Here is a 26,471-nt window from a genome sequence, read left to right as displayed (position 1 = left end):
GTTTGCGGACATCATGGCATCTGCGGTGGTTACGCTGACGGGATCCATCCAGATGAGGACGCCAGGAGGTGACGAAGTGACAGGCCCGGCCAACGACCAGTCCGCAGCCCAGGAGCAGGCGCCTCCTGGGTTCGACACCTCCAAGCCCAACATCGCCCGCGTCTACGACTTCCTGCTCGGCGGCAAGGACAATTTCGCCGCCGACCGGGTGGTCGGCGATCAGATCAAGCTCGTCCTGCCCCAAGTCCACCTCGGGGTACAGGCACAACGCGCGGTGTTGCGCCGCGCGATCCGCCACCTGGTCGTCGACGCGGGCATCCGCCAGCTGATCGACATCGGCTCCGGGCTGCCCACCGCAGGCAATGTCCACGAGGTCGCGCACGCGATCGACCCTCAGGTCCGCGTCGTCTACACGGACAACGACCCGGTCGTCCTGGCCCACGCTCGGGCCCTGCTGGCCAACAACCCCACGACCACGGTGGTCGACGGCGACCTGCTCCAGCCGGAACAGCTCCTCAAACAACCGGCGCTGCGCCGCCTGATCGATCTCGACCGGCCCGTCGGGCTGCTGCTGTGCGGCATCATGCACTACCTCAACGACGAGGAAGACCCCGGCGGCATCATCGCCCGGCTGATGGCCCGGATGCCCTCCGGCAGCTATGTGTTCCTCCACCACCTGGTGAAGGCCGGCACCTCAGGCGAGGAGGCCGCCGAAGCCGCTCTTCGCAAGGGCATCGGCCGCGGCACCTTCCGAACCCCCGACCAGGTCGCCGCCTTCCTCACCGGCCTCGACCTCGTCCCACCGGGCGTGGTGCGCGTCCCCGACTGGCGCCCCGACCCAGACGACCACATCGCCGACGACCCCGTACTCAACCTCGCCGTGGCCGCCCTCGCCCGCAAACCCTGACAGCAGAAGCTCAAGCGACGTGCCTGGTGATCAGTGGCGGCCCAGGAGGTTGTCGGCGACGTTTTGCAGGTGGCGGCGCATGGTGTCCTGGGCGCTTTCGGGGTCGCGGTCGCGCAGGGCTTCGACGATGGCGGAGTGCTCCGTGTGGTAGCAGCGCAGGCGCTCGGGGGTTGATGTGCGGCGTTTGAGGCTGCCCCAGATCGGCAGGGCGCGGGCGGTGTTCATGACGTCGAAGATGCTCATCAGGAGCCCGTTGTGGGCGGCTTGGGCGATGGCGTGGTGGAGCCGGGTGTCCCAAGTCTCGAAGTCCTGGTAGCCGTCGCTGCGGCCACCGCGGTCGAGGCAGTGCGCGATGCGGTCCAGGTCGGCCTGGGTGGCGACGCGGGCGGCCAGCGCGGCGACCGGGGGCTCGATCAGCAGCCGGACCTGCATGATCTCGGTGGGGCTGGTGTCGGCCGGGGCCGCCTCCGTGGGCGGGGCGGTGGCATCGGTCAGGAAGGTGCCGCGTCCCACCTGGCGGACGATCAGGCCCTCCTGTTCCAGCGTCTCCAGGGCGCGGCGGATGGCGTTGCGGGGCGCGGCGAGGCGATCGACCAGGGCGCGCTCGGTGGGCAGTTTGGCGCCAGGGCCCAGTGCGCCGCTGCGCAGCCCTTCCTGCAGGAGGGTCCGCAGCGAGTGCTCGACGGTCGTCACCGCTCGATGGTACTCACCTGAACCAATTGAGACCAATTATCGCCATCCGAGTAGCGTCTGGACAGGGAGAACGATCGAGACATACAGTGGCGGGCACAATATTGGTTCAATGGTTCAGATTGGTTCATGCTGTGAGGCTGGTGACCTTCTCGTCCGCGGACTCGGCCGGGCCGCGGCGGCGCGTGGGCGTCGTCGACGCCGAGCGCCGGGTCGTCCATGACGCGACCGCCGTGCTGCCGCCCGGCACCGGGATGCTGGAACTGATCGAGAGCTGGGACGACCTGGGGTCGGTGCTGCGGAACGCGGCTGGCGATCGGCCCGGGCTGCCCCTGGACTCGGTGGAATTGCTGGCGCCGATCCCCGTCCCGCGTCGCAATCTGTTCTGCGTCGGCAAGAACTACCGCGACCACGCGGTGGAGTTCGGGCGCAGCGGCTACGACACCCCCAGCCGCTCCGAGGACCTGCCCGACAAGCCCATCATCTTCAGCAAGGCGACGACGTCGGTCACCGGACCCGGCACCGGCATCGACCCGCACTTCGGCGTCACCGCCGAGCTCGACTACGAGGGCGAACTCGGCGTGATCATCGGCCGGGGCGGGCGGGGAATCTCCCCGGAGCGGGCCTTCGAGCACGTGTGGGGCTACACGATCGTCAACGACGTGACGGCCCGCGACCTGCAGCGCGACCACCAGCAGTGGCTCCTGGGCAAGTCGCTGGACACCCACTGCCCCATGGGTCCGTACGCGGTCACCGCGGACGAGATCACCGACGTGGCCGCGCTGCGGGTCGAGACCACGGTCAACGGCGAGCGGCGGCAGAGCGCCCCGGTCAAGGACCTGATCTTCGACATCCCGGAGCTGATCGCCACGATCTCCGCCGGCATCACCCTGCTCCCCGGCGATCTGATCGCCACCGGGACCCCCGCCGGGGTCGGGATCGGCTTCGATCCGCCCCGGTTCCTCACGACCGGCGATGTGATCGAAGTGACGATCACCGGGCTGGGCACGCTGCGCAACCGCGTCGGCTGAGCGACGACGTCGGCCGAACCACGATGAGCAGAGAGGCGAACGTGAACATCAACGGCAGGACACTTGCGGTCGAGGTCGATGGACAGGGCCCGGCGGTCCTGATGGTCCACGGCCTGGGCGGCACCTCGAACTACTACCAGGTACAGGCGGACGCCCTGGCCGAGCGCTTCCAGGTCATCCGGGTCGACGCGGCGGGGGCGGGACGCTCGCCCACCGCCGGGGACATCAGCATCGACAGCCACGCCGACGACCTGGCCGCGGTCCTCGACGAGCTGGACGTGCCCTCGGCCGTGGTCGTCGGGCACTCGATGGGCACCCTGGTGGTTCGCGCCCTGGCCGCCCGCCACCCCGGCAAGGTCTCCGCGCTGGTACTGCTCGGCGCCGTACGGGTGCCGAACGAGGCTGTGCGGCAGGCCCAGCGCGACCGCGCGGCCGTGCTGCGCGAGCGGGGGACCGCCGCGGTGGCGCCAGGCGTGGTCGCCAATGCCCTGTCCGAGGAGACCCGCCGCGACCGTCCCGAGGCCGCCGCCTTCGTCCGTGAACTCGTCATGCGCCAGGACCCTGAGGGGTATGCCCGCAACTGCGAGGCTCTGGCTGCCGCCACCGACCCCGGCCCGATCGACTCCGCCCTGCCGCTGCTGCTGATCACCGGCGACCAGGACAAGGTGGGCCCGCCGGAGGCCAGCACCGAACTCGCCGGCGCCCACGGCAACGCCACAGTGGAGATCCTCCCCGGCGTCGGCCACTGGACGGCTCTGGAGGCCGCTCGCCCCACCACCGAGCACCTCCTGAAATTCCTCTGAACCACGTTCGACACCATCGCTGTCACCGCCGGGAGCACCTGCCATGCCGAACCCACCCCACAAGATCCTTTTCCGTGACGTCCGGATCCTGGACTCCGCCGGCGCCGACCCCTATCCCGGTGACGTGCTCGTCGACGGCGACCGCATCGCCGTCGTGGGCGCGGTGGACCCCGCGCACGCGGCGGGTGCCCGGGTGATCGAGGGCCGCGGCCGCACTCTGATGTCCGGGCTGTGCGACGCACACACCCACTTCAGCTGGAACAACAGCGCCGACCTGGACGGTCTGGGCACGATGCCGGTCGAGGAGCACCTGCTGTCCTGCCTCGAGTCCGCCCGCACCTATCTCGACTCCGGCTACACCATGTGCGTGGGCGCCGCGTCCGCGAAGGACCGCCTGGACGTGGTGTGCCGCGACGCGATCGACGCCGGCCGCATCCCCGGCCCGCGCTACCTGGCCAACGGCCCGGAGATCGCCGTCACCGGCGGCGCGCTGGTCAAGTCGATCACCAAGTTCGCCGACGGTCCCGAGGGCATGCGCCGTGCCGTCCGGGAGCTGGTCGATCTGGGCGTCGACCAGATCAAGCTGTCCATGACCGGCGAGGAGATCACCGGCTCACAGCGTGCCGAGGACACCTACTTCTCCGACGAGGAGGTCGCCGCCGCCGTGGCCGAGGCCCACCGCCGCGGCAAGCGCGTCTGCGCCCACGCGCGCAGCGCCGAGAGCGTCAAGATGTGCGTGCGCCACCACGTCGACATCATCTACCACGCCAGCTTCACCGACGACGAGGGCATGGACCTGCTGGAGGCCAACAAGGACTGGGTGTTCGTCGCCCCCGGCATCAACTGGCTGATCGCCACCCTCCACGAGGCCGAGTCGTTCGGGTTCCCGCAGGAGGCCGCCGAGGCCGTCGGCTACAAACGCGAACTGGAGATCGCGACCGAGGGGCTGCGCGAGATGCACCGCCGCGGCATCCGGATCCTGCCCGGCGGCGACTACGGGTTCGCCTGGACACCGCACGGCACCTACGCCCGCGACCTGCAACACTTCGTCGAACGCCTCGGCTTCACCCCGATGGAGGCGATCCTGTCGGCCACCGCGCTGGGCGGCGAGATCATGCTCCGCCCCCACGAGCTCGGCAAGGTCAAGCCTGGCTACCTCGCCGACCTCATCCTGGTCGACGGCGATCCCCTCGCCGACATCACCGTCCTGCAGGACCACGGCAAGCTGCACTACATCATGAAGGACGGCCGTTTCCACAAGGAGCAGCAACCGGCGCACACCTGACAGCCATCCTCCTCGCGGGCACCGGCTACCCCCGCTGGTGCCCTGCTCTTCTCTCCGTCACCCGCATCGAAGGTCGACCGAAAGGGTCCTCCCCGGCGGGGACACGGCCTCTTGCCTGGATAACTTACGATCTGTAAGTTAGCGCCCTGTCTGGCAGGCGTCCAGGTGAGCGGGAGCGAGGAAGCCGATGGGTGACACGTACCGAGTGGGGATCTGGGGACCGGACGTGCGGCTGGTGGGCGCGAAGGTGTTCAGCGATCGCAAGCACGGCGCTTAGCGGCGAGGCGTCATGAGCGGCGACGAGTCACAGGCGTGGTTCGACCTCGTCGAGTCATTGCGCGCCGCGGGGAAGCGACTCGGCGAGAACACGGCCCATCTGGACGCGACGGAGCGGTCCGACGCCTTCCGTGCACTGCTGCGCGGCCTGCACCACCAGCTCGCCCGGTTCGAGATCGACCGGGAACGGCCCGAGCCGGTGCCGTTCAACGGCTGGCGGACGAAGTTCTTCATGGACAATCCTGACACCCGCTATTGGGTCGCCGACGTGCGCGGCGATCGTCAATACCGCCTCACCGGCCACCCCGGCGACGCCGCCTACATGTCGATCACCGCCTACGCGGCGGCGTCCGGTGAGGTCACCGCCGCCTCTCGGATCGACGGCGACCAGCTCGGCTTCGACGCGTCCGGCGCCTACTCCCTGCTCGTGGGAGGCACCCGGCCGGACGACGGCGCGTGGCTGCCGCTGCCCGAGGGGAACGGGCAGCTGTGGGTACGGCACTTCCACGACGACGAGGCCGCCGACCGCCACGGCTGGTGCGCCATCGAACCCGTCAGCCCGCCGCGGCCACCGCCGCCGATCGACCCGGCGCGCTTCCAGTACCAGCTCAGGCGGCTCGCCAAGACCGTCGAGGTGATCCCCGCCGCCTTCGCCGCCGTCGAAGGCCAGGTCACCCCCAACACCGTGCACCATTGGACCGAGATGGCGGGAGGTGCCGCCTACACCGAACCCGGCATCCACTACCAGCGCGGCGCCTGGCGGCTGGAACCCGGGGAGGCCCTGGTCGTCGAAGGCGAGACCGTGCCCTGCCGGCACTGGAACATCGTGCTCTACAGCCGCTTCCTCAACTCTCTCGACTACCGGCACCGGCGGGTGTCGCGGACCGGAGCCACGGCCCGCGTCAACGACGGCCGGTACCGCTTCGTCCTGGCCGCAGAGGACCCTGGCGACGCCGACTGGCTCGACACCGAAGGACGACCCGCCGGACTGTTCGTGCTGCGCTGGCTGCAGGCCGTGCAGGCGCCGCCGCTACCTTCGACCCGCGTGTGCCAGATCGACGATCTTCGGAGTCGGCGATGACGGCGTGGCACCCGCCGGAGCGCACCCCCGCCGCCGCGCAGATCTATGCGGCCGCCGAGGCCGACCGCGCCGCTCGTCCCGGCGCGTACACGCTCGACCCCGAGATGGTCATCGCCAAGGCGCTCCGCGGCGCCGACACCGTGCACCTCCCTGATAGCGGAGGATGGCGTGAAGGGTTGGAGCGTTACGTGGAATCGGCACGCGTGGACGGCCGTCTCAACGCGCTCGGGACCAGGATGGTCCGCGACTCCGCAGTGTCCGCGCTCCGCACCCGGCTCGCCATGGACCAGGTGGCCGGAGCGGACGCGCACGTTGACCCACCTCCTATCTTCATCACCGGCGGATGGCGGACCGGGACCACGTTCCTGTTCCGGCTCCTGGCGACCGATCCGCGACTCCGCGCCCCGCTGTCGGCCGAGCTGAGCGTTCCATGGAAGTTCGCCGGCGCATCCCCGGACCGGCGCCGGGAGTTGATCGACGGCAGCGCCAAGGCCTTCGCACTGCTCGACAAGCTGAACCCGGCCCTCGCCGGCGTCCACGACTACGGGCCGTACCTGCCCGAGGAGTGCGTCGTCGGCCTGGGCTCCGCCTTCAGGAACTGGGGCTACAGCGCCACTGTCCGCCTCGACGGCTACACGCGGTGGCTCGCCGGCCAGGATCTCACCGGCACCTATCTCAGTTACCGCCACACCCTGAACACCCTCGACGGCGCGGACGGCCGCCGCTGGCTGCTGAAGGCGCCCGCCCACACGGCGGAACTGTCCAGCCTGGCGGCTGCCTTTCCCGGCGCCTGCGTCGTCTTCCTCCACCGGGACATCGTCCAGACGGTCGCGTCCGGCGCCAGCCTCTTCTGCGTCTTCCGCTCCACTTACAGCGACGAGGTCGACCCTGCGGACGTCGGCCGCTTCCAGGCAGGGCAGACCGAGTTGTGGTCGCGCCGCGCCCACGCCTTCCGTCGTTCTCCCCAGGCGGCCGACCTCACGATCATCGATGTCCGCTACGAAGACCTGGTGCACGCGACCGGTGACGTCCTGGATCGCGTCTACATGGGCGCCGGACTCGCTCCACCCGACCTAGACGCCATGATCAACGCCTACCATGCCGCGCACCCGCCCGACCAGCGCGAACCGCACCGCTATACGCCGGAGGAGTTCGGCCTGGACGCGACAAGCCTCCGCAACCGCCTCACCCCCTGGACCACCCCACCCCGCCCCTGAGCCATCTCGGATGGCTCACCCGGGTGCCATACAGAGGCCCGTTACTGAGGTGCTCGGAACTCTATCGTCGGCACATGCTTGGCGGGCTTGGCCCTGCTGGGATCGTCGGCCTCATACGTGTCGGTGACGCTGGAAATCCGATCGCGGTCGTTGACTGTGGTGCCGTTCTGATCGGCCAACGTGCGGATGTCAGCGGACCGTTCGCGGCCGTTGGTGGCGCGAGGGCCTTGACCTGGGCGCGCAGCCCGAACCGATGCCTTGCGAGCCTTCTCGACGAAGGGGGCCAGGTTTGCGCGGAGTATGTTGGCGTTCTTGGTGCTCAGGTCGATCTCGTAGGCGACGCCGTCAAGCGAGAAGCGCACGGTCTGGTCGGCCGGCCTGCCGTCGATGTCGTCAACGAGTTCAACGACTGTTTGCTGTGCCATGGGTGTCTCCTGCCGTGCTCAGAGTGGGGTCAGGCTTCCGGGGTTGCGTCCGGGTGCGCGGCTCAAGCCGGTTGAACGCCCACGGCGGTGCAGATCCCACCCGTCCCCCTCATGGTGAGGTCCTCAATGATACGACTGGGCGGCGGGACCTCTGTATCTCGCCGAGACGCTCGTCGCCGAGAGTCCCATGGCACACTGCGCCCTGGTTACGCGGGCTGGCCTGCGAAGGCAGGCATCACCTGGTCGTGGACCAGCCGCAGCTGGTCGCGCATGGTGGCGACGCCGGGAAGCTCCATACCGGAGAAGGCCTTGACCAACGCCGCGTCCGTGATGGCCAGGACCAGATGGTTCACGCCGGTCGACGTGATCTCGGCCTTGATCTTCTCGACGCACTCCTCCGGGGTGCCTGCCACCGAGAGTTTGTCGGCCAGTTCCGGCGACGTCAGCTCGAACGCGCGGTCCACCCGGCCTTCGCCGACGGCGGCGATGATGTCGGTCAGGTCGGCCGGGTCCACATCGTTGCGTGCCAGCTGTTCGGCAGGCATCGACGATGCGTACAGGCCCACCATCGCGCGGGCGGCGTCCTTGGCGGCGCGGGAGTCGGGGCCCGTCGAGAAGACGATCCAGGCGCCCAGGTCCAGCGTGTCGGCGTCACGGCCCGCGCGTTCGGCCCCGATGCGGACGTTCTCCACCATGTATTCGTAGGCCCGTTTGGTGTAACTCAGCGCGTGGTGAACACCGTCGGTCAGCTCTCCGGCCGCCTGGAACGACTTCGGGCCGCGCATCGCACCCAGTTTCACTGGGACGTGTTCCTGCACCGGCCGCGCGAAGGTGAACAGACCGTTGTACGAGAAGAACTCGCCGTCGTAGGTGATCGCGCCTTCGTCCAGCACCGTGCGCACGACGTGGTGCGCCTCCTTCAGACGGGACAGGGGCTTCGTCTTCGCCCAGTCGATGCCGTACTGCGCCAGCAGACCGAAGTTGCCCGAGCCGAGCACACACTCGGCGCGGCCGCCGGTCAGCTCGTCGAGCGTCGCCGTCGCCTGGGCGATCAGGGTCGGTTCGCGCAGGGTGACCGCCGACAGGCTCGGGCCAAAGCGGATGTGCTCCGTCTTGTCCGCCGCCGCGGCGAACAGCAGCCACAGGTCCTTGTGCCACGTCTCGTCCGCCGCGTAGCAACCGTAGAAGCCGAGCTCGTCGGCGAGCTTGATGGATTCGATCGTGTCGTCGAGGGGATAGTCGGGCAACATCACGAAGCTGAACCGCATGGGGTGCGCACCTTTCGAAGCGACGCGACTAAACGTCCACGTTGGACATGACGTGCTTGATCCTCGTGTAGTCCTCGAGGCCGTACATGGACAGGTCCTTGCCGTAGCCGGAGTGCTTGAAGCCGCCGTGCGGCATCTCCGCCACCAGTGGGATGTGCGTGTTGATCCACACACAGCCGAAGTCGAGCTCCCGCGACATCCGCATGGCCCGGCCGTGGTCGCGCGTCCACACCGACGACGCGAGCCCGTACTCCACACCGTTCGCCCACTGCAGCGCCTCGGCCTCGTCGGTGAACCGCTGCACGCTGATCACCGGGCCGAACACCTCCTGCTGCACCATCTGGTCGTCCTGGCGCAGGCCGGACACCACTGTGGGGGCGTAGAAGAAGCCCTGCGAGCCGACGCGCCCGCCGCCTGCGGCCACCGACGCGTGGTCGGGCAGCCGGTCGACGAAGCCGCTGACCCTTGCCAGCTGGTCGGCGTTGTTCAGCGGGCCGTAGTCGCCGTCGACACCGGTCGACGTGCCGGCGGCCTGCTCGGCGAGCGCGGCGACGAGGTCGTCGTGGACGCCCGGCGCGGCCAGCACCCGGCTCGCGGCAGTGCAGTCCTGCCCGGCGTTGAAGTACCCCGCTCCGGCGATGGCCTCCGCGGTGGCGGCGATGTCGGCGTCGTCGAACACGATCACCGGCGCCTTGCCACCCAGCTCAAGGTGCACCCGCTTCAGGTCGGCGGCCGCGGCGGCGGCCACCTCGCGCCCGGCCCGCACCGAGCCGGTGATCGACGCCATCGCCGGGATCTCATGCGACACCAGAGCGGCTCCGGTGTCCCGATCACCGCAGATCACATTGAACACTCCAGGCGGGAGGAACTCCGCGGCCAGCTCGGCCAGGAACACCGTCGACACCGGCGTCGTGTCGGACGGCTTGAGCACCACCGTGTTCCCGGCCGCGAGTGCGGGCCCGAACTTCCACAGCGCCATCAGCGCCGGGTAGTTCCACGGTGTCACCTGCGCGCACACCCCGACCGGCTCACGCCGGACCCACGAGGTGTGCCCGCGCATGTACTCTCCCGCCGACCTGCCCTCCAGCACCCGCGCGGCGCCCGCGAAGAACCGCAGCTGGTCGAGCAGCATCGGCAACTCCTCCTGCCGGGTCAGCTCCAGCGGCTTGCCGGTGTTCTCGCATTCCAGCGCCAGCAGTTCGTCCGCACGCTCCTCGATCCGGTCGGCGAACCGCAGCAGCGCCAGTTGCCGCTCGGCGGGCGTCGCGTCCCGCCACGAGGCGAACGCGTCCCGCGCGACGGTCAGCGCCCGGTCGACGTCCGCCGGGGAGGACACCGGCGCGGACGCGAACACCGTGCCCGTGGCCGGATCGACCAGTTCGGCCGTGCGACCGTCGGCCGCGTCCACATAGGACCCGTCGACAAAGTTCTGTACCTTCTTCATTCGCCCTCCCGGGAGATCGCGTCGCCTGCGGTCATCGCGTCGCCTGCAGTCATCGCCTCGCCTGCGGTCGCCGCGTCGCCTGCGGTCGCCGTACTGTGCCGGTACGGCCGCAACGTCATCATCAGCAGCAATCCCGCCCCTGCGACGACGACGCCGGACAGGAGCACAAGGTAGTCGTCGTACCAGGGCGCGTCCGGGGTGCGCGGCCACACCATGTTCACGATCGCCGCGACCCCGTACACCAGAGCGCCGGCGTTCACCGCGACCCCCCAGCGCCCCAGCGTGAACGGCCCGGCAGGCCGCCAGCCCTTGAGCCGCGCGCGCAGCGCGGCGAGCACGACCATCTGGAAGCCGAGATAGATGCCGAGCACCGCGAAGGAGACGATCTTCGTGACCGCGTCCTCGGAGAACCCGGACACCAGCACCACCACCGTGGGCACGACGGCCGCGACCACGAGCGTGTACGGCGGCACGCCACGCTGATGGGAGAACCGGGCGAGCAGGCCGCTGCCGGGCAGCATCCGGTCGCGGGCGTAGGAGTAGATCAGCCGCGACGCCGCCGCCTGAAGGCTCATCGCGCACGACAGGAACGACACCAGCACGACGACCAGCACCACCTTGGCGCCGAACGAACCGAACGCCGTGGTGAGCACGCCGCCGACCGGGTCGGCGTCCGCGCCGGAGATCACCGCGCCGAAGTCCGGCACCGCGAGCACCAGCGCGAGGCACACGAACGTCGCCGCCGCCCCGCCGACGTAGATCGTCATCCGCATCGCCTTCGGGATGCGCCGGCTGGCATCCGGCACTTCCTCCGCGACGTCCCCGCACGCCTCGAAGCCGTAGTACTGGAAGATCCCGATCAGGCCCGCCGCGAGGAACGCGGCCAGGTAGGAGCCCTCCGGCGCGGCGCCGAAGCTGTCGAACAGCGCTCCGAAGTCGTGCTGCCGCTCGGCGATCAGCAACCACCCGCCGACCACGAGCGCGCCAAGGATCTCCGTGCCGAAACCGATCACCGCCGCGATGCCGAGCACGCGCGTGCCGCCCAGGTTGATCACCGTGGCCACCACGACCATGACCAGCGCGCAGACGACCGTCGTGTTCGTCGACGCCGTGAGGTCCAGCAGGGAGGCCAGGTAGGGCCCGGCGCCGTAGACCACTGACGCGATCGTGACCAGCAGCGCGATCGCGTACACCCACCCGGTCATCCAGGCCCACTTCTGGCCCCACAACCGCCGCGCCCACGGGTAGATCCCGCCCGCGATCGGGTACTGCGACACGATCTCACCGAAGACCAGCGCGACGAGAAGCTGGCCGAGGCCGACGATGACGAGGCTCCAGATCATCGGCGGGCCTGCCGCGGCCAGCGAGACGGCGAACAGCGTGTAGATGCCGACGACCGGCGACAAGTAGGTGAAGCCGAGCGAGAAGTTCGCCCACAGGCTCATGTCCCGCCGGAACTCCGAGGTGTAGCCGAGGTCGGCGAGTTGCCTGGCGTCGGTGTCCGGGGAGTGGTCTGCCCGGGCACCGGTGTCGGTCACCGGCCGTCCTCCGATTCGATCTCGTCGAGCAGCTCCTGTCCGGAAAGGACGGTGCCTGCCCAGTGCCGGTGCATCCACTCGAGATGGTCGCCGCGGCTTGCCGCGATGCGCAGCGTGTCCCAGTTGGGGAAGAGCTGCTGTGCGACGTGGACGGTCATGAGCCTCGGGTCCACTTCGAAGATGTGCTCGAAGCGCTCCACCGCGACATCGCTGACCTGCCTGGCCGACGGTGGTGTGTGCTGCTCGTCGTAGCGGTACCCGTTCATGGCGTTTCCTCGCTCTGCAGGTCCTCGTAGGCGCGCTGCAGCCCGTACTTGCCGGGGTTCATGATGTTGTTGGGGTCCAACACCTTCTTCACCTGCAGCATCACGTCGTAGCCGCCGCCCAGTTCCATTGGCACGAGGTCGACCTCGCCCTCACGGCACGAGCCGTGGCATGCGCTGATCGAGCCGCCATAACGCAGCGAGACCTTCGCGATGTCTCGCTTGGCCTCCACCCACGCGGCCCACGCCGCGTCGTCGAGCTCCTGCTCCCAGATGCCGACGTCGATCTCCGTGAGGTAGTCAACGCCGGTGTCCGCACTGGTGTAGAAGAACATCCCCCAGTCGTCGAAGACCGGGTGCCGCTCGCGCAGCCGGGCGACAATGTCGTGCCAGCGCACCCGGACCGCGGGCAGATCGGTGTAGGCGATCGCGGCGTCCTCGCAGTGCCACGACATTGGCGCGACCTGCCCGGCCGCGGTCCGCCCGTGCAGCGGCGTCGCGTACCGGTCGTGCCTGGCGGCCCAGTCGCCCTGGGAGATCTCGTCTCCGAGATAGCGCGCGCCCGCGTCGCGCGCGACGCGCATCAACCGCTTGCCGCCCGCGCGCACCTCGTCCTCGTTGCCGTATGCGGCAGCGCATACGAGCGCCCGCACGTCGGCGGGCTGCGGGATGTAGGCCTCGTCGTCGCGGCGGAGGTAGTCGACTTTCCACTCGTCGAACAGGACGGCGCCCGCGAACGTCGCCACGCCGGCGCGAGCGAGCCGCCCGACGCAGGCATAGGCGGAGTCGAAGTCGGCGAACGCCCAGAACGGCGAGAACTCCGCCTCCGGCTTGGGATACAGCTTCAAGGTCGCCTCGGTCGCGATGCCCAGCGTGCCCTGGTGGCCCATGAACAGGTGCTTGAGCTGGTAGCCGCTGGAGCTCTTGGACACCTTGCGCCCGCCGCCGTCGCCGACCCGGATCACCCTCCCGGTCGGGAGCACCATTTCGAAGCTCAGCACCAGGTCCCTGGTGTGCCCGTACCGTGAGCCGACGAGCGACCAGCCGCTGGTGCCGATCCGCCCGCCGACGAGCGAGCAGGGGTAGGAGGCCGGGTCGTCGGGGTAGATCAGGCCGTGCCGGGCCAGGACCTCGTTCAGCTTGAGCATGTTGATGCCGGGTCCGACCGTGCAGGTCCGGTTGTCGAGGTCGATCTCCTTGATCTCGTTCATCCGCTTGACGTCCACGACGATGCCGCGCCGCTCCGGCACCGCCCCGTCGGTCAGCCCGGTGCCGCCGTCCCTCGGCACGATGGGGATCCGGTGCGCGTTCGCGATCCGCACCACCTCGGCGACCTCCTCGGTGGTGGCGGGCATGACGACCAGGTCCGGGATCCGCTCACGCCACCGGTGCACGGGGAACGGCGCGGGCACGCGGGCCCGGTTCATCCGCGCGGTCTTGGAGGTCAGCACGTACTCGCCGCCCAGGGCGTCGACCAGCTCGCCGAGCACCCGGTCGGTCAGCTGCGCGGTGTGTTGCGCGGTCACCGGCCCGTGCTCCCGCCCACGTCGATGCCACAGGACTCGGCGAGGAGCTCGTGGAGGTCGACGACGTCGATGGCGCGTGCCTCGCCTGCCTCGGCAAGCGGCCGCTCGGACCATGGGCAGGCCGAGACGAGCGTGTCGACCTCGAGCTCGGCGGCCTGGTCCAGGCGGGCGGCGCTGATCTTCGCAGTGAGCTCCGGCTTCTCGACCGGGAGCCCGCCCCCGCCGCCGGAGCAGTAGGACCACTGGGTGACGCGGTCGACGTCGTGGAAGGTCAGTCCGGGGATCGCGCGCAGGATCTGCCGCGGCTCCTGCCAGACGCCCTTGCGCTTGTTGAGCCGGCACGGGTCGTGGTAGGTGATCGTGCGCTCGATCGGCAGGGTCGGGGTCAGCCTGCCCTCGGTGAGGAACCGCGCGAGCAGCTCGACGACGAGCACGATCTCGATGTCGTAGTCGGCGCCGAAGTAGCCCGGGTAGTCCTCGGTGAACGTGATGTAGTCGTGCGGGTCGAGCACCAGCACCCGCTGGACGCCGCTCGCGCGCCAGTCGGCGAGGTTGTGCTCGGCGAAGCGCCGCGCCTGGTCGCGGTAGCCCATCTCGGCCGCGGGTCCGCCGCAGCACCACTGCTCGCGCATGAGGCCGAAGTCGTAGCCCGCGCGCTGGAGCAGCTGGGCGACCGCACGCGGCACCGACGTCCGGTAGAACGCGGCCTCGCAGTCGACGAAGAGGATCGTCTCGCCGCCGATCGGGAGGTCGAGGCCATGTGCCCAGTCGCGGACTTTGTCCTGGCTGACCGGGACGTCGCCGAGCACGGGTTCGTGGGTGCGCTCGTCGGTGCGCTCGTTCCAGAGCCGGTAACCGGGCTGGTGGATGTCGTTGTCCACGGCCAGCGCGCGCATCTGCTTGACGAGGTCGACGGTGCGGGTGCGGAAACGGTAGAAGTCGCCGGTGAACAGGGTGTTGGGGCAGCGCAGCTCGCAGGCGCCGCACTGGGTGCAGTTGACGTAGTCCTCGGCCACGTCCTCTACCGTCAGCTCACCCTGCTCCATCGCGACGACGTTGGCGTGGAAGGCGGTCGGGGTCCACGACTCGTTGCGGGTCACCTGCATGACCGGGCAGACCTCGCGGCAGAACTTGTGGCCGGAGGAGAAACAGTTGTAGGCCGCGTTGCGCCAGTCGGACAGGAACTCCATGGTCACCGGCGCGTGATCCGACGTGGGGGGCTCGGTTTCCGTCATGTGTCTCCTCCACATGTGACCGTGGTCACGGGTAAAATTAAACTATGACTTCATATTTCAAATGACAAGACCCACTGGTCCGCGGGCTAGGCTCCGCGTGGACCACTAAAGGAGGAGACGCGGGTGACGGACGTCGGTGCTCGGCATGTCGTCTTCGCGCCGCTCCAGGACGGCGGCCGGGTGGAGGTCGTCGCCCGGCGGATCAGCGAGGCCATCGGCCTGGGCCTGATCGCCGACGGCGAGCAGCTGCCGAGCGAGCTGGAGCTGGCCGCCGCACTGAACGTCTCGACCGTGACCCTCCGCGAGGCGCTGATGCTGCTCCGCCAGCGCGGTCTGGTCGAGACGCGGCGCGGGCGCGGCGGCGGCTCGTTCGTCCGCGCGCCCGTCGACGCATCCGTGTCCCGCCTTCGCACCACGCTGCGGGAGACCGGCGTCCACGAGCTGCGCGAGATCGGCGACCACCTGCTGGCGGTGTCGGCCACCGCCGCCCAGCTGGCCGCGTCGCGCGCGTCCGCCGACCAGATCGCCCTCCTCACCGGTCTGGTGGACCAACTGGCCACCGCGAAGACCGCAGGCGAACGACGCCGCGCCGACGGCCGCTTCCACATCGAGCTCGCCGCAGCCGCCCAGTCCACCCGCCTGACCCGCCAGTCGATCGACCTGCAGGGCGAGGTGGGCGAGCTGCTGTGGATCCCGCTGGGAGAGGCCGTCGAGCGCGACGAGCGGGTCGCCCAGCATCGTGCCGTCGTCGCCGCGATCGAGGCGAGGGACGGCCATCGCGCGCGCCTGCTGGTCGAGGAGCACGTGGAACTGGCCATTTCCAGGCTGATCGAGTTCCACCTGCAGCTGGTGCACTAGAGTGAAGCCCGACGTCGACCGTGGAGCAGCCATGGAAGCGATGACGTACGCCTCGGTAGAGGCCCTGGTCCGGGACACGTTCGACGGCATCGACACGCTCCGGTCACTGACCGTCGACGTCCACCGCCGAGCCATGACCGAGGGCCGCGCCCCGACCACGTCGGACATGGCGTGCATCCGCCCCACAGTGCTCGAACACCTGTCGAGCCGGCATCTATGCGCGGGCACCGGTGTGATCGCGGCGCCCGGAACGCTGGCCGACCAGTCCAGGTGGCTCGAGTGGTGGCGCAGGCCCGCCGCGGCCGGCGACCTGTTCCCCCTTGCGGTCGACCTGGACCCGGACCACATCGGCAGCTACGAGTACCCGCTGGCACCGTGGTTCGACGTCCCGTACCGGACCGGCCGCCGGGCGGTGGTCGGCCCGTACGTGGACTACGCGGGCACTGACGAGTACATCCTCACGTTCTCCGCCCCGATCACGAGCGACGAGGGCTTCTTCGGCGTAGCGGCGGCCGACATCCGCGCGACGGACTTCGAACGCGTGATGCTCCCCATCCTCAACACGGAGGGCCCCGCCACCCTCCTGATCAACTCGACGGGCCGCGTACTGGCCTCGAACACTCCGGCGACCATCGTGGGCTCCATCATCCGTCCCGACGGCCTCCCCCGCCGCGAACTCCCGCACGGCCCCGATTGGGCCGACTACGTGGGGCTGCCCTGGTTCCTCGTCCGAAGCTGACGCGCCTCGCCGATTCCGAGGACTCTGAGGCGAAGTGGATCTCAGCACACTGCACCCGCATAGCTAGAGCCTTAATCAGCGGAGAGCGGGTAGGGTCTCGCGGCGTCCCAGAGAACCGTGGCCTCGTTGAGGAAATGTGCGAACCACGGGTCCTCTGGTTGCAGCGTGAACTTCGGTTCGCCAGACGCCTGGTACGTGTAGTACTCGAGGAAAAGGGCGGGTGGCGTGGCCGCGTCCGGGACGGCCCAGTCGGCGGCGACGATTCCGATTGCCAGAGGATGTTCGGTGAGTCGGACGGTCAGCCCACCGGCGGTGCGGTTGAGCCGCTCAAGTAGACGCAAGGTGTGCCGAATGCGTTCGCTCAGGCTGGCGGCGGAGCGCTCGGCGTAGTAGCGGTCCGCAGCGACCGCCACAGCTGGCGAGTCCGGATCGATCAGCAGGATGCGGATCTGACAGCCTTCCCGCAGAAGGCGTTCGAGGACGCCGTATCGGGAGTGCACGAGATTGTTGCGGGCGACACCGGTGACGAACAGTTGTCGGGACGCGGCGAGCCGGAGATCGAGTTCCTCGCCGAATCCATCCGTGAACGACGGATGCGGGATCTTGGCCAGGCGGCTTTCGTGACCCAGCGGCCAGGGGAGCCCGTCTTCCCACATGCGGCGGGACTCGGCCACGAAGTGATCGAACCAGTGGCCGTCCCGGTGTTCGAGGAACAGGATCGGGGCGGCTTCGCGCTGGGACCGGTGCTCGTAGTGCTGCACGAGGATCGCGCCGTCACGGGACTCCAGATCGATTCCATTGAAACCGATCTTGGGCACGAACGGGCTAACCCGGACTTCCAGCTCACCTCCGGTCGACTCGCGCAGATGGGACAGGTCGTCCAAGCTGGCCTCGATACGTCCACGCAGCCTCTCGGGGCTGACCTCCGAAGCGTGATTGCGGGCCGCTTGGCGGACGAGTCTTTCATCGGTCGGATCGAGCAGGAGGATCTGAGCCTTTCCGCCTGCCAGCAATGCCCGTTGAAGATTCTGGCGCATCGTCTGGATCGTTCTAGATCCCGCGATGCCGATGAACAAAAAGGTCCGCGCCCTCGCCCTGCGTGCGTGGTACTCCTCCGGGAACTCCATGTGAAGTGAGACCACGTCTTCACCCGCACGCATCCGTGCGATCGTGCTGATCTGGTTCCGGGACTTGATCTGGGAGAACGCCAAGAAGGCCAGCAACGCGAGGACGGCGGAAGAGAGCGTCTTCACGTCGGAAATACCGAGCCCGCCAAGCACGGTGAAGAGCAACGCTGTGATGATCAGGCAGTAGAGGTCAAGGTTTGCGTTGGTGGCCAACCGACTGAGCAGCGTCTTTAGTTTGCCGATCACGCCCGCCACCCTATGAGGGGACACAGCCCGCGGCCAGACCTCTTCCCGACTGGCGTCCCTTCTCCCAGGAGACGGCCAGAGCTTCAGAATGATTTTGCGACTGACACGCATGGCGATGGCGCCCGGCTGTCTGAGGTCCCCCCGTTACGCTCATCGGCAGGCATAGCGCTTCACCGAGAACGTCACCCACAGATTCCGGCGGTCTACTCGGCCCGGAGGGGCTGGGCATGCCTTGCTGACTGCAGACCGAAGAGGATTCTGGTCAGAGATAGATGAGATGCGGCCGTTGTGTTGTTCCTGCTTGACGCCATTGTTTGGTGGTCGTGTGGCGGGCTATCAGGTGGCGGACTTGGTCTCGGAGGTCGTGGCCTCGAGTTTGAGGGCTTGCAGAATGTCTTGGTGGAAGCGGTCCATGGCGGTGTCGACGCTGCGGACGAATCCGGTTTCCTCGGTGCCGCGTTTGGTGCCCATGCCGGACGAGAGGGTCAGCCGGAAGGAGGTGATCTGCTTGGCGTCCTGGGGTACGAGCAGGCCGGGTTCGGTGGTGAGGTTTTTGAGCAGGTCGCAAGGGCCGGCGGGGTGTCCGGGGCTGAGGGCTTCGATGCGGAGTTCGGGTGGGGCGTTGTTGAGTTGCCGCAGTAGCCACTGGACGCGGGTGAGGGTGCGTGCGCGTTCGGCGGCGGGGATCTCGACGGTGGTCTCGATCTGGCCGGTGCGCAGGTCGGCTTCGAGGAGTACCGGGCCGCCGGCGTTGGGGATGCGGATCTCGGCGCTCATGCGTCCGGTCTCCACCAGTGAGGTGACGGTCTGCAGGCGGCGTACTGAGGCGTCTCCGTCGCGCCGTCTGCGCAGCACCGGGGCGATGGCCAGGCCGGTCTGGCCGCTGAGGCGCAGGCACAGTTGCCGGATCAGTTTCTCCCAGCTTTCGGCGACCTGCATGGCTCGTCTGTCACCCAGCCGCAGCGTGTTGGAGGTGACGGCGTTGCGGACCGGGACCCAGGCGGCGCCCATGTCGCGGAATCCCTGGCAGCCGGCGTTGTCCTGACGCAGGTAGTACAGAAGTTCGCTGAGCAGCCAGGCGTGGACGGGGTTGGCGACGCCGTCGTGGTGGCAGAGCATGTCGGCTTCGTGGGCGACCTCGGCCCAGGACAGGTGGCGCAGGGCGACCTTGCGCAGCAGCCGCTTGTCGACCTTCAGTGGGTGCTCGTTGTCCAGGGCCAGGTCGTTGGACAGGGTGATCACGGTCTCGTAGCCGTGGCGGGCGGCGACCTCGAGGTAGGCCTGGACCTGTTCGGCCTTGAGGGAGTTGCCGCCGGTCTTGGTCTCGATCAGGGCGGTCCAGATCCTGCCGGCCCTGGCCACCCGCAGCACGCCGTCGGGCCGGACCTTGCCGTCGCCGTGCTTGAAGGAAGCCTCGGCGAAGGTCTGAATGGTGCCGGCCGGGGCGTTGAAGCGGGCGGTCAGGCGGCGGCCGAACTCGGGCACCTGGGCCATCACCGCCAGCAGTGTGGCGGTGGCCCGCGTCTCGCGTTCCTGATCGTTGCGCAGTCCGTTGACCGGGAACAGACGCGCGTGCTGCCAAGAGGCGTGCTCGGCCAGGTTGGCCTTGGCGGCCTTGGCGACGGTGGTCTTCTTCTTGACCGTCCGCACCCGCTTGGGACGCTGTTCGTCCCCGGACGGCGCCCCTGGGAGATGCGGGGCCGCTCCCACGACTGAAACCGACGGGTCCGGCTGAACGGTGTCGGGTGTGCCGGTCGGCTGGGACGGTGGTTGGCTTTCTTCTTCCTCGTCGCTGTTGTCGACGTTGATGCCGAAGTCGGCGGCAAGGCCCGCCAGTCCCGACTCGTAGCCTTGGCCGACTGCCCGGAACTTCCAGCCGTCGCCTCTGCGGTACAGCTCTCCGAAGATGAACGCGGTCTCGGTGTCGGCGTCCTTGATGTCGAAGGCCAGCAGTGCCTCTCCGGTGCTGTCGGAGATGGCCAGGCGCAGGTCGTCCAGGGCCCCGAACGTCGCTCCCGCGTAGCGGCTGGCAGCGATGATCACCCGCTGTACCTCGGACCGCAAGGTGCTCAGGTCGACCAGGATTCCGTCCTCGCTGCCAGTGGCAGTGGGTGTCTTGCCCATCAGACGGACCGACTCGTCGGCGGTTGCCGGCTGGTTGTAGAAGACGAAGTCGGCGTCACTGCCGACCTTGCCGTCGCCGTTGACCAAAAGTACTGAGACATCGGCTTCGCCTTCACCGGAAGGATCGATCCAGCTCAACGCCACGGTCAGCGGGCCGGTCACCGTGGTCGAGCTGGATAGGTCGATGTTGGCGCCCTTGGACATCTGCTGCACTTTGTTCGCTCCCCAGCTCGTGCCTGATTTTGCGCGCACAGTGGGAGCGGTGAATGCTGCAGATTCATGTGACGCGAAAGGCAATCACCTGGACACGCGACGCCAGTGTATGCGGATCAGCAAGCCGCTGAGACTCTGCGTACATGAGCGGCCACACCCGGCCACAACGAGATTCGTCACGCCGAATCCCGGTCGAACCCGGAACTCACCAGGTTTCGCTTCCGCTGCACAGCGGCGCGTTATATCGGTACTGGTTACGAAGAACATCGAGGTGCTGCTCCATCAGAAAACTTCGGTCGCCAGCTAAATGATGGGTTCTTCATCCTGGTCGGCCTGCTGATCTGGCCAAGGTTGAGCGCGCCTACGGGTCCACCTGCCCGCCAGATCTGTAGGTGCCGGCCATGCTCGTGATCATTCAAGCCCAAGCCGATCACCAGGCGCACGCCTCGGATCCACAAAACGCCACGTCGGCGACAGCGTGAAGAAGCGGATCAGATCATCACGGCCGATGTCGGGAAATGACCGCAACCGCTCCAGCTGCTCCTCGGAGAACATCCGCGCCATGCGAATGCCCGTTACCGGACCTCTGTGTTCGCCCTTCGAAGTCAATTGTGCGGCGGTGGTGCCTGTGCCGTGGTCAGTTGTGTCGCAATGGCTGTGAGGTGTTCGGCCAGCGCACCGGGGTTGGATCTCGTCATGGCGGTGAGGTCGATGGTCGCCGTCGCGTGATGGAGTGGTCTGAAGCGGACGGCGGGGCGTGACGCGGATGCCGCGGCGGGCACGATGGTGACGCCGAGCCCGCATTCGACCATGGCGATCTGCGAGATCACCGACCGCGCCCAATGGGCCGGGACAGGGCTGAATCCGGCCGCCCGGCACATGGTCGCCATGGCGTCGTGGTAGTCGGGGGAGATGTGGCGGTGCAGCCACACCCACGGGCCGCCCGCGAGGTCCGCCAGGCCCAACGGGCCGGTGGCATCGGCGGCGGGGTGGTGGAGGGGCAGAGCCGCGACGAACCGGTCGGCGAAGAGCAAGGTCGCCGTGGTGCCGCGCACCGGCGCGGTCTGGCGCACGATCGCCCAGTCGAGCGAGCGGTCGAGCAGCCCCACTGCGGCCTCGTGGGTGTCGATCTCCTGGGTGCGGATCTCGACGTCCGGCAGGGCCTCGTGGAATCGCTCCAGCACGAGCGGCAGGGGCCAGGAGAAGGCCGAGGCGACGGCGCCCAGGCTCAGTCGCCCGCCGCGCCCGGTGGCGGCCTGCCGGGCGGCGGCTTCGGCTTCCTCGGCGTGGCGGATCAGGGCGCGGCAGTGGTCCAGGAAGACGGCTCCGGCGGGGCTGAGGGCGACTGACCGCTGGGTGCGGTGCAGCAGTTCGCACCCGAGCTGTTGTTCGAGCTGCTTGATCGCCTGGGACAGCGGTGGCTGGGACATCTGCAGCCGCTTGGCCGCGCGGCCGAAGTGGAGCTCCTCGGCGACCGCGACGAAGTACCGGGCCTGCCGGATCTCGACCATGATTCGCTCAGCCTCTTACTGATAGAGGAAATCAGAACTTCCGAATATAGCTGGAGGCTGTTGAAGTGGAAGCCATGGGCAACTCACCTCTCCTGGACCGCTTCGCGGCGCTCGACTCCGCCGCGGTCAGCGACGCGCTCGACCAGCTCGGGCTTCCCTCCGGAGTTGGTGGCATCCGTCCGGTGTGGGGGCCCGCGGCGGTCGTGGGGTTCGCCGTCACCGTGGGGCTCGAACCGCGCACTGAAGGCCCTGCCGGAGCCCACATCGCCACCACGGCCGTCGAGAGCTCGGACGACCAGAGCGTGATCGTCGTCGACAACCAGGGCCGCACCGACGTGTCGTGCTGGGGCGGCATCCTGAGCCTGGGCGCGGTCCAGCGCGGGGTCCGCGGTGTCGTCGCTGACGGCGTGTGCCGCGACGTGGCGGAGGCACGCGAGCTGGGTTTCCCGGTGTTCTCGCGGGGTTCGATCCCGGTCACGGCGCGGGGCAGGCTGCAGCAGCGCTCCGCCGGCGAGCCGGTCAACGTCGCTGGGCTGGCGGTCGAGCAGGGCGATGTCGTCGTCGCCGATGAGACCGGTCTTGTCGTCGTCCCGCGGGACCGGGCCGAGGAAGTGGCGGAGATCACCACCGCGATCGTTGTCCGGGAGCGCGCCATCGCAGACGAGGTGCGCGCGGGCACGCCCCTTTCCCAGGCCATGCACGACGCCCGCCTCGCCGGACAGAAGGAGGAGCAGGCCCGATGAGCGCCCCCACCGGTATCTCGAACCTCGCCACCGGCCTGTCCACCGCGTCGGTCTCCGACGCCCTCGACTCGCTCGGGCTCCCCGGATCCCTCCACGGCATCGGCGCGTTGCGTGAGGGCCAGCGGGTCGTCGGGCCGGTCTTCACGGTGACCTACGAGCCGGTTGACGAGGCCGGCGGCACGGTGGGCGACTTCCTGGACGACGTGCCCGCCGGCGCGGTGATCCTGATCGACAACGCCGGCCGCAGCGACTGTACGGTGTGGGGCGGCATCATGAGCCAGACCGCCCACCAGCGCGGCATCGCGGGCACCGTGATCCACGGCGCCTGCCGTGACGTCGCCGTCGCGACCGCCGCCGGATACCCGATTTGGTCGGTCTCCCGGTTCATGCGCACCGGCAAGGACCGCGTCCGGGTGGCCGCCGTCCAGACGGCCGTCACCATCGACGGCGTCCTCATCCACCCCGGCGACATCCTCGTGGCCGACGACGACGGCGCCGTGGTCGTCCCCGCCGCGCACTGGGACGAGGTCGCGGACCTCGCCCGGCGTATCGACCGCGTCGAAGAGGCCATTGTCGCGGCCGTCCGCGGCGGTGCCACGCTTGCCGGGGCGCGCGCCGAGCACGGCTACCACTCGCTTCAGACCCGGAAGGCCCCCTCGTGAGCACGAACGATCTCGCCCGTGGCCACTCCAGCGCGACCCTGTCCGAAGCGTCCGGACTCGACGTGGCGCTGTCCCCGGAGATCCGGTTGCTGTGGACCGGTGCCTGGCTGTGCGGCCCGGCGTTCACCGTGCAGGGCGCCGGTGGCGACAACCTCGCCCTGCACCACGCCGTACTACAGGCGCCACCCGGCTCCGTCCTGGTCGCCGACGTCGGCGGCGCCCGCTTCGGCCACTGGGGCGAGATCCTCACCGTGGCCGCCCAGCACCGCCGGATCGCGGGCCTGCTCATCGACGGCGGCGTCCGGGACGCCGCGGAGACCGCAGCGCTCGGCTTCCCGGTCTTCTCGCGCAACAACGCGATCCTCGGCACCCGCAAGGACTTCCGCGGCGTTCTCGGGTGTCCCGTCAAGGTCGGCGGCATCACGGTCCACCCCGGCGACCTCATCGTCGGTGACGTCGACGGAGTCGTGGCCCTTCCCGCGTCCGACATCGACCGGATCCTCGACCGCGCCGACGCGCGCGTGACCCACGAGAACGAGCTGATGAAACGGCTGCGGGAAGGCCACAGCACCCTCGACCTGTACAACAACTTCGAAACGGCCGGGCGGTGACGCCGATGACGGACAACCCGATCTTCGCTGTGGCCGCCAGGGCCGAAGCGCTCCGTGCCCAGGGCGCCGACGTCATCACCCTCGCCGCCGGAGAGCCCCAGGCCGCCACCAGCGCCGTGGTCGTGGAAGCCGCCGTGACCGCCGTCCGCGACCCCGCCACCCACCACTACGGAACGGCCCAGGGCGACCCCGCCCTGCGCGCGCTCGTCGCCACCAACCTCGCCGATGACACCCGGCTCCCCTGGAGCGCGAACGACGTCCAGATCACCCTCGGCGCGAAGCATGCCCTCTTCCTCGCCGGCCAGGCCCTGATCGACGCCGGTGACGAGGTCCTGGTCGCCGCGCCCGGCTGGCCCGGGCACGCCGAGGTCGTCACCGCCGCCCGCGGCACCCCCGTCCCAGTCGCCACCGACGAGGAGTACCGTGTCTCGGCCGAGGCCCTGGACCGCTGCCGTACCCCGCGCACCCGGGCGGTGATTCTCTCCAGCCCCGGCAACCCCACCGGCGCCGTCCATCCCGCGTCCTCGCTGCGGCAGATCGCCGACTGGGCGCAGCGGCACGGCATCTGGGTCGTCAGCGACGACATCTACCGGGCGTTCGACTACACCGGTACCCACCGGTCGATCCTGCAGGTGGCCCCGCACCTGTGCGGCCACACCGTCATCGTCGGCGGAGTGTCCAAGGAACACGCCATGACCGGCTGGCGCGTCGGCTGGCTCGCGGCACCACCGCAGATCATCGCCTCAGCGCGACTGCACGTCTCCCGCACCATCACCCACGTGCCGACGGTCAACCAGCGAGCCGCCCTCGCCGCCCTGGGCGACACCGCCACGCCCGTCGAGGCCGCCGACGACTACCGGCGCCGGCGTGCGCTGCTGGTGGAGGCGCTGAACCGTATCGACGGCGTCGACTGCCCGCTGCCGGACGGCGGCATGTTCGCCTTCCCCGACGTCAGCGCACTGCTCCGCGACCGCGGATGGGCCAGCAGCGCCGACCTCGCCGCATGGCTCCTCGACACCGCCCATCTCGCGGTCGTCCCCAGCGAGGCGTTCAACGCACCCGGTCGCATGCGCGTGTGCTTCGCCGTCGACGACCACACGCTGATCACCGCGATCGACCGACTCATAACCGCCCTCGGGCACACGGGAACGCCCGAGCCGACCGTACGACAGATCGAGGAGGCCCGATGAGCCCTGTCAGGAAACTCGAACGCTTCACCCTCCCCCTCACCGTCGATGCAACCCGCATCGAGGTGTCCGGCCTCCACCGAGGCGGCACCGGCACACCCCTGGTGTTCCTCCACGGCTTCGGCTCGACCAAGGAGGACTACGCAGACGTCATCCAGCACGAACGGCTCGCTGACCGCCCCGTCCTCGCCTACGACGCGCCCGGCTGCGGCACCAGTACCTGCGCGGACCTTGCCGCCGTCTCCATCCCCTTCCTCGTCTCCGTTGCCGAGCAGGTCCTCAAAGCCCGGCAGATCGACCGGTTCCACCTCGTCGGGCACTCGATGGGCGGCCTGACCGCACTCCTGCTCGCCGACAGCGACCCCACCAGGATCGCGAGTTTCACCAACATCGAGGGCAACCTCGCACCCGAGGACTGCTTCCTCAGCCGACAGATCCTCACCCACTCCCACGACAACCCCGACGAGTTCCTGGCACGGTTCGCCGAACGCGTCGGCAACTCACGCTTCTACGGTGGCGCCCTGTACGCCTCCAGCCTTCCCCACAAGATCCGGGCCGCAGCGGTCAGGGTGATCTTCGAGTCCATGGTCGATCTCTCCGACCACGGCAAGCTACTCGACCGGTTCCTCCAACTCCCCACGCCGAAGATGTTCATGTACGGGAAGCAGAACAACGCCCTGTCCTATCTCCGCGCCCTGGCCGAAGGCAGTGTCGAACTCGCCGAGATCGAGCACTGCGCCCACTTCCCGATGTACTCCAACCCGCCGCAGATGTGGACCCGCATCGCCGACCTCGTCTCACGCGCCGACGCCCACTCCTGACCGCTCGGCCGTGGGAAAGACGACGTAAGCCGGCCCAGAGGGACCAGCAGCCCCGCCACTCAGACCCGGACAACACCTCCACCAGATGCTCGGGTGCCGCGGCTGCCAGATCTGGCACATCGGAACTCGTCCGATGTCACATCTGGCTGGCCAGCTCTTTGGCGCCTTCGACGGCGATGTCGATGGCCCGGGTCGCGAGTGGCGATTGGGTGCGTCCGGCCGGCCAGTACAGGTACCACGTGCAGGTGGGCGATGGCTGCAGTTGGTGGATGCTGAGCCGGTCGTCGGACCAGGCATCGGATCCGTGGAGGGCGAGCCATGGCAGCACCGCCGAGCCCATGCCCGCCCGCACCATGGACACGATGGGTTCGTGGCCGGCGGTTCGGAACACAATCCGTGGTCGCGCGCCGTCGCCGGCGAGCGTCCGCTCCAGGTCGGCGAGCTGCCGGTCTTGGCATTGGTAACAAAGCAAGTGAAGCGGTGTACGCCCCGTCGGTGAAGCGCAGCTGCGCGCCGGGGTGGGGACGTTCGCGGCGAACGATGAACCGCATGCCCTCGGCCCAGAACGACAGGTCGAGCATGTCGGTGATCTCGGTGGCCCATGCGCCGTCCCGAACTTGTCCGTCGCCGTTGTAGGTCT

Annotated in this window: 25 protein-coding genes and 1 pseudogene; 13 read left to right on the top strand and 13 right to left on the bottom strand. The window is 69.0% G+C overall.

What is annotated here, in order from left to right; genetic code table 11:
* Positions 1–76: 76 nt before the first annotated feature.
* Entirely contained in the window at positions 77–907 is an 831-nt protein-coding gene (locus tag ACH34W_RS12870; RefSeq protein WP_395961033.1) for an SAM-dependent methyltransferase, read from the top strand.
* Positions 908–937: 30 nt separating this feature from the next.
* On the opposite strand, the gene ACH34W_RS12865 is transcribed toward ACH34W_RS12870, so the two are convergent.
* Entirely contained in the window at positions 938–1,600 is a 663-nt protein-coding gene (locus ACH34W_RS12865; RefSeq protein ID WP_395961032.1) for a FadR/GntR family transcriptional regulator, read from the bottom strand.
* Positions 1,601–1,740: 140 nt separating this feature from the next.
* Here ACH34W_RS12865 and ACH34W_RS12860 point away from each other — a divergent pair, with 140 nt between their 5' ends.
* From ACH34W_RS12860 to ACH34W_RS12840, 5 genes are all read left to right on the top strand, one after another.
* Complete coding sequence (locus ACH34W_RS12860) at positions 1,741–2,628, top strand: fumarylacetoacetate hydrolase family protein (RefSeq protein WP_395961031.1); 888 nt, start codon at positions 1,741–1,743, stop codon at positions 2,626–2,628.
* A 23-nt stretch (positions 2,629–2,651) separates the two neighbouring features.
* A complete protein-coding gene (locus ACH34W_RS12855) occupies positions 2,652–3,431 on the top strand; it encodes an alpha/beta fold hydrolase (RefSeq protein ID WP_395961030.1) in 780 nt (259 codons plus the stop codon).
* Positions 3,432–3,474: 43 nt separating this feature from the next.
* Entirely contained in the window at positions 3,475–4,716 is a 1,242-nt protein-coding gene (locus tag ACH34W_RS12850) for an amidohydrolase family protein (RefSeq protein WP_395961029.1), read from the top strand.
* Between the two features lie 289 nt (positions 4,717–5,005).
* A complete protein-coding gene (locus ACH34W_RS12845) occupies positions 5,006–6,073 on the top strand; it encodes a hypothetical protein (protein WP_395961028.1) in 1,068 nt (355 codons plus the stop codon).
* Positions 6,070–7,290 carry a sulfotransferase family protein gene (locus ACH34W_RS12840; protein ID WP_395961027.1) on the top strand — a complete coding sequence of 407 codons (1,221 nt, stop codon included), beginning with the start codon at positions 6,070–6,072 and terminating at the stop codon, positions 7,288–7,290. Before ACH34W_RS12845 ends, ACH34W_RS12840 begins: the two co-directional genes overlap by 4 nt.
* Before the next feature lie 41 nt (positions 7,291–7,331).
* Here the strand turns inward: ACH34W_RS12840 and ACH34W_RS12835 are convergent, their stop codons facing one another.
* From ACH34W_RS12835 to ACH34W_RS12805, 7 genes are all read right to left on the bottom strand, one after another.
* Positions 7,332–7,715: an Lsr2 family protein gene (locus ACH34W_RS12835; RefSeq protein ID WP_395961026.1), complete on the bottom strand. Its 384-nt coding sequence runs from the start codon at positions 7,713–7,715 to the stop codon at positions 7,332–7,334.
* Positions 7,716–7,921: 206 nt separating this feature from the next.
* Entirely contained in the window at positions 7,922–8,983 is a 1,062-nt protein-coding gene (locus tag ACH34W_RS12830; protein ID WP_395961025.1) for an LLM class flavin-dependent oxidoreductase, read from the bottom strand.
* A gap of 28 nt (positions 8,984–9,011) precedes the next feature.
* On the bottom strand, positions 9,012–10,427 hold the full coding sequence (locus ACH34W_RS12825; protein ID WP_395961024.1) for a gamma-aminobutyraldehyde dehydrogenase: 1,416 nt from the start codon (positions 10,425–10,427) through the stop codon (positions 9,012–9,014).
* Positions 10,424–11,965 (bottom strand): APC family permease, encoded by a 1,542-nt coding sequence (locus tag ACH34W_RS12820; protein WP_395961023.1) that lies wholly within the window; start codon positions 11,963–11,965, stop codon positions 10,424–10,426. The genes ACH34W_RS12825 and ACH34W_RS12820 overlap by 4 nt, the downstream gene beginning before the upstream one ends.
* Positions 11,962–12,231, bottom strand: coding sequence for a hypothetical protein (locus ACH34W_RS12815; RefSeq protein WP_395961022.1), 270 nt, complete (start codon positions 12,229–12,231; stop codon positions 11,962–11,964). The genes ACH34W_RS12820 and ACH34W_RS12815 overlap by 4 nt, the downstream gene beginning before the upstream one ends.
* A complete protein-coding gene (locus tag ACH34W_RS12810) occupies positions 12,228–13,754 on the bottom strand; it encodes an FAD-binding oxidoreductase (RefSeq protein ID WP_395961021.1) in 1,527 nt (508 codons plus the stop codon). The genes ACH34W_RS12815 and ACH34W_RS12810 overlap by 4 nt, the downstream gene beginning before the upstream one ends.
* The gene (locus tag ACH34W_RS12805; RefSeq protein ID WP_395961020.1) at positions 13,751–14,989 is read right to left on the bottom strand and encodes a (Fe-S)-binding protein; all 1,239 of its coding nucleotides are present in this window, start codon (positions 14,987–14,989) and stop codon (positions 13,751–13,753) included. The genes ACH34W_RS12810 and ACH34W_RS12805 overlap by 4 nt, the downstream gene beginning before the upstream one ends.
* A 123-nt stretch (positions 14,990–15,112) precedes the next feature.
* On the opposite strand from ACH34W_RS12805, the gene ACH34W_RS12800 reads away from it, so the two are divergent.
* Both ACH34W_RS12800 and ACH34W_RS12795 read left to right on the top strand, forming a co-directional pair.
* Positions 15,113–15,847 (top strand): FadR/GntR family transcriptional regulator, encoded by a 735-nt coding sequence (locus ACH34W_RS12800; RefSeq protein ID WP_395961019.1) that lies wholly within the window; start codon positions 15,113–15,115, stop codon positions 15,845–15,847.
* 31 nt (positions 15,848–15,878) lie between these two features.
* Positions 15,879–16,586 (top strand): cache domain-containing protein, encoded by a 708-nt coding sequence (locus ACH34W_RS12795; RefSeq protein WP_395961018.1) that lies wholly within the window; start codon positions 15,879–15,881, stop codon positions 16,584–16,586.
* 71 nt (positions 16,587–16,657) lie between these two features.
* Here the strand turns inward: ACH34W_RS12795 and ACH34W_RS12790 are convergent, their stop codons facing one another.
* From ACH34W_RS12790 to ACH34W_RS12775, 4 genes and pseudogenes are all read right to left on the bottom strand, one after another.
* On the bottom strand, positions 16,658–17,968 hold the full coding sequence (locus tag ACH34W_RS12790) for a hypothetical protein (RefSeq protein WP_395961017.1): 1,311 nt from the start codon (positions 17,966–17,968) through the stop codon (positions 16,658–16,660).
* Positions 17,969–19,759: 1,791 nt separating this feature from the next.
* Positions 19,760–20,287: pseudogene (locus ACH34W_RS12785) on the bottom strand (TerD family protein); the annotation flags it as partial.
* A 420-nt stretch (positions 20,288–20,707) separates the two neighbouring features.
* Complete coding sequence (locus ACH34W_RS12780; protein ID WP_395961016.1) at positions 20,708–20,851, bottom strand: hypothetical protein; 144 nt, start codon at positions 20,849–20,851, stop codon at positions 20,708–20,710.
* A gap of 50 nt (positions 20,852–20,901) precedes the next feature.
* Positions 20,902–21,807 (bottom strand): LysR substrate-binding domain-containing protein, encoded by a 906-nt coding sequence (locus ACH34W_RS12775; RefSeq protein WP_395961015.1) that lies wholly within the window; start codon positions 21,805–21,807, stop codon positions 20,902–20,904.
* Between the two features lie 74 nt (positions 21,808–21,881).
* Here ACH34W_RS12775 and ACH34W_RS12770 point away from each other — a divergent pair, with 74 nt between their 5' ends.
* The 5 genes from ACH34W_RS12770 to ACH34W_RS12750 are packed head-to-tail and all read left to right on the top strand — an operon-like array spanning position 21,882 to position 25,831.
* Positions 21,882–22,550: an RraA family protein gene (locus ACH34W_RS12770; protein ID WP_395961014.1), complete on the top strand. Its 669-nt coding sequence runs from the start codon at positions 21,882–21,884 to the stop codon at positions 22,548–22,550.
* Positions 22,547–23,212: an RraA family protein gene (locus tag ACH34W_RS12765; RefSeq protein WP_395961013.1), complete on the top strand. Its 666-nt coding sequence runs from the start codon at positions 22,547–22,549 to the stop codon at positions 23,210–23,212. The genes ACH34W_RS12770 and ACH34W_RS12765 overlap by 4 nt, the downstream gene beginning before the upstream one ends.
* Positions 23,209–23,823 carry an RraA family protein gene (locus ACH34W_RS12760; RefSeq protein WP_395961012.1) on the top strand — a complete coding sequence of 205 codons (615 nt, stop codon included), beginning with the start codon at positions 23,209–23,211 and terminating at the stop codon, positions 23,821–23,823. The genes ACH34W_RS12765 and ACH34W_RS12760 overlap by 4 nt, the downstream gene beginning before the upstream one ends.
* Before the next feature lie 5 nt (positions 23,824–23,828).
* A complete protein-coding gene (locus ACH34W_RS12755; protein WP_395961011.1) occupies positions 23,829–25,013 on the top strand; it encodes an aminotransferase class I/II-fold pyridoxal phosphate-dependent enzyme in 1,185 nt (394 codons plus the stop codon).
* Positions 25,010–25,831 (top strand): alpha/beta fold hydrolase, encoded by an 822-nt coding sequence (locus tag ACH34W_RS12750; RefSeq protein WP_395961010.1) that lies wholly within the window; start codon positions 25,010–25,012, stop codon positions 25,829–25,831. Before ACH34W_RS12755 ends, ACH34W_RS12750 begins: the two co-directional genes overlap by 4 nt.
* Positions 25,832–25,967: 136 nt before the next feature.
* Here the strand turns inward: ACH34W_RS12750 and ACH34W_RS12745 are convergent, their stop codons facing one another.
* Entirely contained in the window at positions 25,968–26,303 is a 336-nt protein-coding gene (locus ACH34W_RS12745) for a LysR family transcriptional regulator substrate-binding protein (RefSeq protein ID WP_395961009.1), read from the bottom strand.
* Between the last annotated feature and the right edge of the window lie 168 nt (positions 26,304–26,471).

The organism is Actinomadura sp. 6N118, from assembly GCF_044326415.1.
Lineage (GTDB): Bacteria > Actinomycetota > Actinomycetes > Streptosporangiales > Streptosporangiaceae > Spirillospora.
This window is presented reverse-complemented; position numbering and strand designations above follow the sequence as displayed.

Excerpts from the sequence above, each read along its gene's own strand:
- ACH34W_RS12815 (WP_395961022.1), bottom strand. The coding sequence starts at position 12,231 with ATGAACGGGTACCGCTACGACGAGCAGCACACACCACCGTCGGCCAGG.
- ACH34W_RS12755 (WP_395961011.1), top strand. The coding sequence starts at position 23,829 with ATGACGGACAACCCGATCTTCGCTGTGGCCGCCAGGGCCGAAGCGCTC.
- ACH34W_RS12825 (WP_395961024.1), bottom strand. The coding sequence starts at position 10,427 with ATGAAGAAGGTACAGAACTTTGTCGACGGGTCCTATGTGGACGCGGCC.
- ACH34W_RS12775 (WP_395961015.1), bottom strand. The coding sequence starts at position 21,807 with ATGGTCGAGATCCGGCAGGCCCGGTACTTCGTCGCGGTCGCCGAGGAG.
- ACH34W_RS12840 (WP_395961027.1), top strand. The coding sequence starts at position 6,070 with ATGACGGCGTGGCACCCGCCGGAGCGCACCCCCGCCGCCGCGCAGATC.
- ACH34W_RS12855 (WP_395961030.1), top strand. The coding sequence starts at position 2,652 with ATGAGCAGAGAGGCGAACGTGAACATCAACGGCAGGACACTTGCGGTC.
- ACH34W_RS12750 (WP_395961010.1), top strand. The coding sequence starts at position 25,010 with ATGAGCCCTGTCAGGAAACTCGAACGCTTCACCCTCCCCCTCACCGTC.
- ACH34W_RS12850 (WP_395961029.1), top strand. The coding sequence starts at position 3,475 with ATGCCGAACCCACCCCACAAGATCCTTTTCCGTGACGTCCGGATCCTG.
- ACH34W_RS12835 (WP_395961026.1), bottom strand. The coding sequence starts at position 7,715 with ATGGCACAGCAAACAGTCGTTGAACTCGTTGACGACATCGACGGCAGG.
- ACH34W_RS12765 (WP_395961013.1), top strand. The coding sequence starts at position 22,547 with ATGAGCGCCCCCACCGGTATCTCGAACCTCGCCACCGGCCTGTCCACC.
- ACH34W_RS12795 (WP_395961018.1), top strand. The coding sequence starts at position 15,879 with ATGGAAGCGATGACGTACGCCTCGGTAGAGGCCCTGGTCCGGGACACG.
- ACH34W_RS12780 (WP_395961016.1), bottom strand. The coding sequence starts at position 20,851 with ATGTTCTCCGAGGAGCAGCTGGAGCGGTTGCGGTCATTTCCCGACATC.
- ACH34W_RS12845 (WP_395961028.1), top strand. The coding sequence starts at position 5,006 with ATGAGCGGCGACGAGTCACAGGCGTGGTTCGACCTCGTCGAGTCATTG.
- ACH34W_RS12770 (WP_395961014.1), top strand. The coding sequence starts at position 21,882 with ATGGGCAACTCACCTCTCCTGGACCGCTTCGCGGCGCTCGACTCCGCC.
- ACH34W_RS12830 (WP_395961025.1), bottom strand. The coding sequence starts at position 8,983 with ATGCGGTTCAGCTTCGTGATGTTGCCCGACTATCCCCTCGACGACACG.
- ACH34W_RS12805 (WP_395961020.1), bottom strand. The coding sequence starts at position 14,989 with ATGACGGAAACCGAGCCCCCCACGTCGGATCACGCGCCGGTGACCATG.